The following is a 446-nucleotide window of genomic DNA, read 5'->3' as shown; positions in this document are numbered from 1 at the left end:
TCGGCGGCTTCTTACTCGCGGCGCGATAAGCGGCAATGACGGTATTGGCCATCAGCATGGCGATCGTCATCGGCCCGACACCGCCCGGAACCGGCGTGATGGCGGCAGCGATTTCAGATGCTTCGGCATAGGCGACATCGCCCACCAGACGGCTCTTGCCCTCGCCCCGCTCAGGGGCCGCGATCCGGTTGATGCCGACATCGATGACCGTGGCACCGGGCTTGATCCAGTCGGCCTTGATCATCTGCGGACGGCCAACGGCCGCCACCAGGATATCGGCACCTCTCGCGACGGAGGCGAGATCCTTTGTGCGCGAATGCGCCGTCGTGACAGTCGCATTGGCATTGAGCAGCAATTGCGCCATCGGCTTGCCGAACAGGTTGGAGCGGCCGATGACCACGGCATTCAGACCCGACAGGTCCTCGCCATGCACCTGTCGCACCAGC

General features: G+C 64.3%; 1 pseudogene. It reads right to left on the bottom strand.

Annotated features, from left to right (window positions below):
* A pseudogene (locus PH558_RS34105) lies at positions 1-446 on the bottom strand (bifunctional methylenetetrahydrofolate dehydrogenase/methenyltetrahydrofolate cyclohydrolase); the annotation flags it as partial.

The organism is Rhizobium pantanalense, from assembly GCF_030182525.1.
Classification (GTDB): domain Bacteria; phylum Pseudomonadota; class Alphaproteobacteria; order Rhizobiales; family Rhizobiaceae; genus Rhizobium.
Note: the sequence above shows the minus strand (reverse complement) of the source record. Positions and strands in the feature narration are given on the sequence as shown.